This window comes from Flavobacterium sp. UBA4854, from assembly GCF_002399805.1.
Classification (GTDB): domain Bacteria; phylum Bacteroidota; class Bacteroidia; order Flavobacteriales; family Flavobacteriaceae; genus Flavobacterium; species Flavobacterium ginsengisoli.
In genome coordinates this window covers 84,323-91,541 of record NZ_DHEI01000120.1, presented here as the reverse complement: position 1 = coordinate 91,541, position 7,219 = coordinate 84,323, and the positions used below count along the sequence as shown (strand labels likewise).

The following is a 7,219-nucleotide window of genomic DNA, read 5'->3' as shown; positions in this document are numbered from 1 at the left end:
AAACAGTTTCAAATCTACGGTTCTCCATATTTAACCAAAACCAATTTTAGTTTTACTCCGAAACCAAATTTTGGCGCAAAAGATCCGCTATATAACGGAAAAGAATGTTTTGGAGAAGATTTAACTGCTTATCCAAAATTGAAACAATTAGAACTAAAATGGCTTATTAAAGCATATCAGAATACGAGCGATAAAACAAAATTCTTCAATGCATTTTTTACCAAACTGGCAGGAACAAAAAAATTACAGCAACAAATTGAAAGCGACGTTTCTGAAGCTCAGATAAGACAATCTTGGCAGAAAGATCTAGAAGCTTTCAAAAAAATGCGAACAAAATACCTGATTTATAAATAATAATTCGGTTCCCTTAGACTTAATTTTAAACAATAGAAACATAGACTTTGATAGACTTACAAAAAAGCGTTTCAATAGCATAAACACACACATATATATTGCTATGCAGAAATGTAGTTCTCTTTGGTTTGCTTTTTAAAGATTGGTTACCTTTTTAAACAAAAATCAAAACCTGTGTTTCTATGTTTTTAAAATTAAATTCTATTCTAAATAAAAATATCAAACTATTAATGTAAAAATAGAGAAGCCTGATAGTAGAAAAATCTCGGTTTCAACAATCAAAAAAAAGAAAAATGAAAAATAAAAATCCTGAAACTGAACAAGAATCTTTGTACAAAGACTTGGATCAAATGAGCGTGAAAGAACTTCTTACAAACATTAATACAGAAGACAAAAAAGTTCCGCATATTATTGAAGAGCAAATTCCTAAAATAGAAAAACTGGTTAAAGCCATTGTAAAAAAAATGCAATTGGGAGGAAGATTATTTTATATTGGAGCGGGAACTTCTGGGAGAATAGGAATTTTAGATGCATCTGAATGCCCGCCAACTTTTGGCGTTCCACATGATATGATTATCGGAATTATTGCCGGCGGAGACACAGCCATTAGAAAAGCAGTAGAAAATGCCGAAGACGATACCGAACAAGCTTGGAAAGATTTAGCCAAATTTGAAATTTCAAGCTTAGACATGATTATCGGAATTGCTGCTTCTGGAAACACGCCATACGTTTTAGGAGCGCTTAAAAAAGCTAAAGAATATAACATCAAAACAGGAAGTATTTCTTGCATCAGCAACGGACTAATCGCTCAAGAAGCTGATTATCCGATTGAATTAATCGTAGGTCCTGAATTCTTAACAGGAAGCACAAGAATGAAAGCAGGAACGGCTCAAAAACTTACTTTGAATATGATTTCTACTTCGGTAATGATCAAATTAGGAAAAGTAAAAGGCAATAAAATGGTTGACATGCAACTGTCTAACGAAAAATTGGTAAAACGCGGCATCAAGATGATTATGGAAGAACTTGCTATTGAATATGAAGTTGCCGAAGAATTACTGCAAAAACATAAAAGTGTAAGAGCTGTTTTATTAGCAAACACTAAAAATCAAGAAAACTAAAAACCACACTATCAAAATCTTTTTATAGATTTATACAAATTCAAAAGCTGAATAAATTCATTTTTTGGAGTTTTTAACACCGACCTGACAGAGTAAAATCCGTCAGGTCAATTAAAAAATCTTCTTGATTTGAATTATTTTAAAAAACCAAAAATCACCAAAACTATAAAATGACACCAAGTACCATCCTTCTCCTTATTATCGTTTATTTCGGAACATTATTCTACATCTCACATCGAGTAAGCAAGAAAGACAGCGGAAACGAGGCTTTTTTTACTGCTAACAAAAATTCAAAATGGTATTTAGTTGCTTTCGGAATGATCGGAACAGCGCTTTCAGGAGTAACTTTCATTTCTGTTCCTGGAGAAGTTGGCGCACCAAGTGGTGAACAATTTAAATATTTTCAGTTTGTTTTAGGAAATGCACTTGGGTTTATTGTCATTACAAAGCTTTTACTGCCTTTATATTATAGAATGAATCTGACTTCGATTTATGGATATATTGAGCAAAGAATGGGATTTTTTAGCTATAAAACAGCTGCTTCTATTTTCTTGATTAGCCGAACTATCAGCTCAGCGTTTAGACTTTATCTTGTCGTGATTGTTTTACAGCGTTTTGTATTCGATTTTTATCATATCCCTTTTGCTTTTACAGTTTTAATTTCGCTGTTGCTTATCTTTTCTTATACTTATAAAGGCGGACTAAAAACGATTATTATTACCGATACATTACAAACATTTTTCCTTGTAACTTCTGTTTTTCTTACGATTTATTTCATTTGCGATCGTATGGATTTAAGCGCGATAACTGCTTTTGAAGAAGTAAAAAACAGTAATTATTCTAAGATCTTTTTCTTTGATGATTTCTTTGGAAGTAAATTCCATTTTGTAAAACAAATTTTGGGCGGAATGTTCGTAACCATTGCCATGACAGGTTTAGATCAAGATTTAATGCAAAAAAACTTGAGCTGTAAAAATATTGGCGAAGCACAAAAAAACATGTTCACTTTTACAGGAATTTTTGTTGTAATCAATATTTTCTTTTTGAGTGTTGGAGCGCTTTTATACATCTACGCAAACAAAAACGGAATTGCCGTTCCAACCGATTTAGTTACCGGAAAACCAAGAACCGATTTGCTTTTCCCTGAAATTGCTTTAAATCACTTAGCACTTATTCCTGCAATCGTATTTTTATTAGGAATTATTGCTGCCACTTTTGCAACCACAGATTCTGCCCTAACAGCCTTAACAACTTCTTTCTGTGTTGACTTTTTAGGTATGGACAAAGCAGAAAACAGTCATAAGAAAAACACCGTAAAAATTAGGCATTTAGTACATATCAGTTTCTCGATTTTAATCTTTTTTATCATCCTAATTTTTAACTCGATCAATGACAGTTCTGTAGTTGGAATGATCTTTAAGGTTGCTTCGTACACTTACGGTCCATTATTAGGATTATACGCTTTTGGTTTGTTTCAAAAATCAAGACATGTAAACGACAAACTGGTTCCGTTTATCTGTTTGCTTTCTCCATTGTTTACGTATTTTATCAATGAATATTCTAAAGTTTTATTTGCAGGATATGTTTTTGATAATGAATTAATTATACTAAACGGATTAATTACTTATTTAGGATTATTTATTACCAGTTCACGAAGTGAAAAAGAAATAAGTTTCTAATTCAGCTTAATACTATTGATGAATCAATTTGAATTTAAATGCATTAAACTCAAATTGATTCTTAAAAAAATGATATGAAAAATCCATTTATAAAAATCAGTTTATACGCCGCTTTTATATTTTTAATTACCAATTGCGCTTCTAAAAAAAACGTAACAGATTCAAAAAAGGATATTCCTTTAAAAGATACTGTTGTTTACGTGCCAAAAAATACTTCAGACAAAAAAACTTTCTTTAAAGATTCTGACAAAGAAACGACTTGGGTTGACAGCATTTATAACAAAATGACGGTACAGGAGAAAATCGGGCAATTATTTATGGTTTCTGCCTATTCCAACAAAGATTCTGTACACGTTAATCAAATCAGCAAACTGATTGAAGATTATAAAATAGGAAACGTTATTTTCTTTCAGGGCGGACCAGTTCGTCAGGCTAAATTGACCAACTTATATCAATCAAAAGCTAAAGTGCCTTTGATGATCGGGATCGATGCCGAATGGGGATTAGCCATGAGATTAGATTCAACGTATCGTTATCCATGGAATATGACTTTGGGCGCGATTCAGGATTTAAGTTTAATTGAAAATGTGGGAAGAAATATGGCAGCCGAAAACAAACGAATCGGCGTTCATTTCAATTTTGCACCAGTTTTAGATATTAATACTAATCCGAAAAACCCAATTATCGGAAACCGTTCTTTTGGTGAAGATAAAGTCAATGTAACCGAAAAAGCTCTTGCTTTAATGAAAGGAATACAAGGAAATGGCGTTTTCTGTACTGGAAAACACTTTCCTGGACACGGAGACACCTCAACCGATTCGCATCACGCCTTGCCTACCGTTAATTTTTCTAAAGAACGTATGGAATTGGTCGAACTATACCCGTACAAAAAATTATTCGACGAAGGTTTAGCTTCTGTAATGGTGGCGCACCTTAATATTCCGAGTTTAGAATCACAGCCAAATTGTCCTTCTTCTGCTTCTTATAATGTGGTTACCAATCTGCTTCAAAAAGAATTAGGTTTTAGCGGATTGATTTTTACAGACGGTTTGGCGATGAAAGGCGCTGCCAACTTTAAAGGTCCTGGAGATCTCGAAATCGCGGTTCTTTTGGCAGGAAATGATATTTTATTATGTCCTGATAATGTACCTTTCGCTTTTCAGAAATTGGAAGAGGCTTATAATACGCAAGTAATTACAGAAGAACGATTAGCTCATTCGGTTAAAAAAATTCTTCATTTTAAATACAAAGCAGGATTAAATAAATACAAACCGATTGATTTAAATAATTTGTACAATGATTTGAATCCGTCGCAAAATGATGCTTTGCATTATAAACTGTATGAAAATGCCATTACGGTTTTAAAAAACGAAAAAGAAATTCTTCCGATAAAAGATTTAAGCGAAAAAATCGCCTATATAAAATTGGGTGAAGACACCAATAGCACTTTCGTTTCGACATTAAAAAAATATACCAATATTACAGAAGTCAAAGACACCAATCTTGACAGTCTGAATAAAGAATTGAAAAAATTCGACAAAGTAATTATCAGCTATCACAAAGTAAATAAAGCTTGGGAAAAACAAGAATTCACATTACAAGAAATGCTTTGGCTAAAAGAAATTGCAAAACACAACAAAGTAATTTTAGACATTTTTGCAAAGCCATATTCATTACTTTCAATTAAAGATTTTGATGATATTGAAGGATTGGTGGTTTCGTATCAGAACTCAGATATTAGTCAGGTTGTTTCAGCAGGATTGCTTTTTGGAGCAATCGAAGCCAAAGGAAAATTACCCGTTTCTATAAATGATGCTTTCCATGTAAATGATGGTTTATCTACAGAAAAACTAAATCGTCTGGCTTTTACAGCTCCAGAAAATGTAAATATGAATCCGGCAATTCTATCCAAAATTGATGCTGTAGCACAAAAAGCTATTGACGGAAAAATGACTCCAGGAATGCAGGTTTTGGTTGCGAGAAAAGGAAATGTTATTTTTCAGAAATCGTATGGAGCGCAAACTTATGATAACGGAAAAAAAGTAACCGATTTTGATTTATACGATGTGGCTTCGATTTCAAAAATGATTTCAACATTGCCAAATGTGATGCAATTGTATGATAAGAATAAAGTAGAGCTGGATACCAAACTGAAAGATATGCTGCCTTTTTTTGCCAAAACAAACAAAGAAAATATCACTTTTAAAGATCTGCTAAATCATTACGCAGGACTTCAAGCGTGGATTCCGTTTTACAAAGCAACTTTAGACAGCAACAATCAGCCTTCTGAAAAATACTATCGAAAAGTTGCCGAAAACGGTTTTACAACAAAAGTTGCCGACAATCTTTATATTCGAAATGATTATCATGATACGATTATGAAAATCATTGCTGAAAGTCCTGTAGCTCTAAAAAAAGAATACAAATACAGCGACTTTACTTTTATCATTCTAAAAGAATATTTAGAACGAAAAACACATAAAAAATTAGAAGAGCTGAGTCAAGAAAATTTCTACAGCACTTTAGGAATGACTAATACAGTTTACAATCCGCTGGATAAATTTAGCAAAAGCAATATTGCGCCAACCGAAATTGACAACTATTTCAGACATCAAGTTATTCAGGGTTATGTGCACGATATGGCGGCCGCAATGGAAGGCGGAGTTGCAGGTCACGCAGGAATTTTTTCTAATGCAATGGATGTTGCCAAAATGATGCAACTTTATCTGCAGAAAGGAAATTATGGCGGTATTCAATATTTTTCTCCACAAACTTTTGATGCTTTTAATACGTGTTATTACAAAAACCAAGGTATCCTGAGAGGTTTAGGATTTGATAAAAGAGTTCACAAAGGCGGACCAACCTGCGACTGTGTTTCTGAAGCAAGTTTTGGGCATACAGGTTTTACAGGAAACATGGCTTGGGCAGATCCAGAAACCGAGATTGTGTATGTTTTTCTATCCAACAGAACCTATCCAGAAGTAGTAAATGACGAAAATAAATTAGCAAAAGGAAAAATCAGAGAAGAAATCCAACAGATTATTCAAGATGCTATCATAAAATAAAAATTCCAAATTCTAAATTCTAAAATTCTAACCTATCTAAACTATCAAACCCAATGACAAAAGAACGTTTAACTTCGCTTGATGTCTTTAGAGGATTTACGATTCTCTTAATGACGATTGTCAATAATCCGGGAAGCTGGTCATCTATTTACCCGCCTTTAGAACATGCTGAATGGCATGGCTGTACGCCAACTGACTTAGTTTTCCCGTTTTTTGTTTTTATAATGGGAACTGCAATTCCGTTTGCGATGCCTGTAAAACATTTTGACGGAAGCGTTTTCAATAAAATTTTAGTTCGTTCGCTTAGAATTTTCTGCTTAGGATTGTTTTTAAGCGTTTTCAGCAGAATCCATTTATTTGGTTTAGAAGGGATTCCGTTATTAGGATTGAGATTAGTAATTGCTTTTGCAGTGGCTTATGCCCTTTTAGGAAACTTTTCAATGAAAGTAAAAACCATTCTTGCAGTTGGAGTATTTCTAATTTTGATTTCGCTATCATTTAGCGGACTTGAGCATTTTGAAGACACGAGAATTCCAGGCGTTTTACAGCGAATTGCAATTGTGTATTTCTTTACTTCAATTTTGTATTTAAAGACTAATTTAAAAAAACAGCTTTTAGTTTTAGCCACGCTTTTAATTGGATATTGGCTTGTAATGGCTTTTGTTCCCGTTCCTGGATTTGGTCCTGCTAATTTTGATAAAGGAACCAATTTGGCCGCTTGGATAGACGATACACTTTTAAACGGACATTTATGGGCTTCATCTAAAACTTGGGATCCAGAAGGAATTTTGAGCACTTTGCCAGCCATTGGAACTGGAATTTTAGGAATGTACATTGGTCAACTATTAAATTTATCTGTTGATAAAATGGAAATCGTAAAAAAGACCGCCATTGCAGGAACTGCTTTAGTAATTGGAGGTTTAATTTGGAACATCTTCTTCCCTATCAATAAATCACTTTGGACAAGTTCTTATGTTTTATATACAGCCGGAATTGCAAC

4 protein-coding genes and 1 pseudogene are annotated in these 7,219 nt (G+C 33.3%); all 5 read left to right on the top strand.

From position 1 onward, the window contains the following. A pseudogene (locus B3J44_RS17910) lies at positions 1 to 354 on the top strand (exo-beta-N-acetylmuramidase NamZ domain-containing protein); the annotation flags it as partial. A gap of 293 nt (positions 355 to 647) precedes the next feature. Next, complete coding sequence (gene murQ, locus B3J44_RS17905) at positions 648 to 1,475, top strand: N-acetylmuramic acid 6-phosphate etherase (protein ID WP_286970098.1); 828 nt, start codon at positions 648 to 650, stop codon at positions 1,473 to 1,475. Between the two features lie 170 nt (positions 1,476 to 1,645). Further along, entirely contained in the window at positions 1,646 to 3,154 is a 1,509-nt protein-coding gene (locus tag B3J44_RS17900) for a sodium:solute symporter (protein WP_286970097.1), read from the top strand. A gap of 74 nt (positions 3,155 to 3,228) precedes the next feature. Beyond that, positions 3,229 to 6,219: a glycoside hydrolase family 3 N-terminal domain-containing protein gene (locus B3J44_RS17895; RefSeq protein ID WP_286970095.1), complete on the top strand. Its 2,991-nt coding sequence runs from the start codon at positions 3,229 to 3,231 to the stop codon at positions 6,217 to 6,219. A gap of 53 nt (positions 6,220 to 6,272) precedes the next feature. Beyond that, positions 6,273 to 7,219 (top strand): acyltransferase family protein (locus B3J44_RS17890; RefSeq protein WP_286970093.1); only part of this gene is annotated, 947 nt, incomplete at its 3' end.

Excerpts from the sequence above, each read along its gene's own strand:
- murQ (WP_286970098.1), top strand. The coding sequence starts at position 648 with ATGAAAAATAAAAATCCTGAAACTGAACAAGAATCTTTGTACAAAGAC.
- B3J44_RS17900 (WP_286970097.1), top strand. The coding sequence starts at position 1,646 with ATGACACCAAGTACCATCCTTCTCCTTATTATCGTTTATTTCGGAACA.
- B3J44_RS17895 (WP_286970095.1), top strand. The coding sequence starts at position 3,229 with ATGAAAAATCCATTTATAAAAATCAGTTTATACGCCGCTTTTATATTT.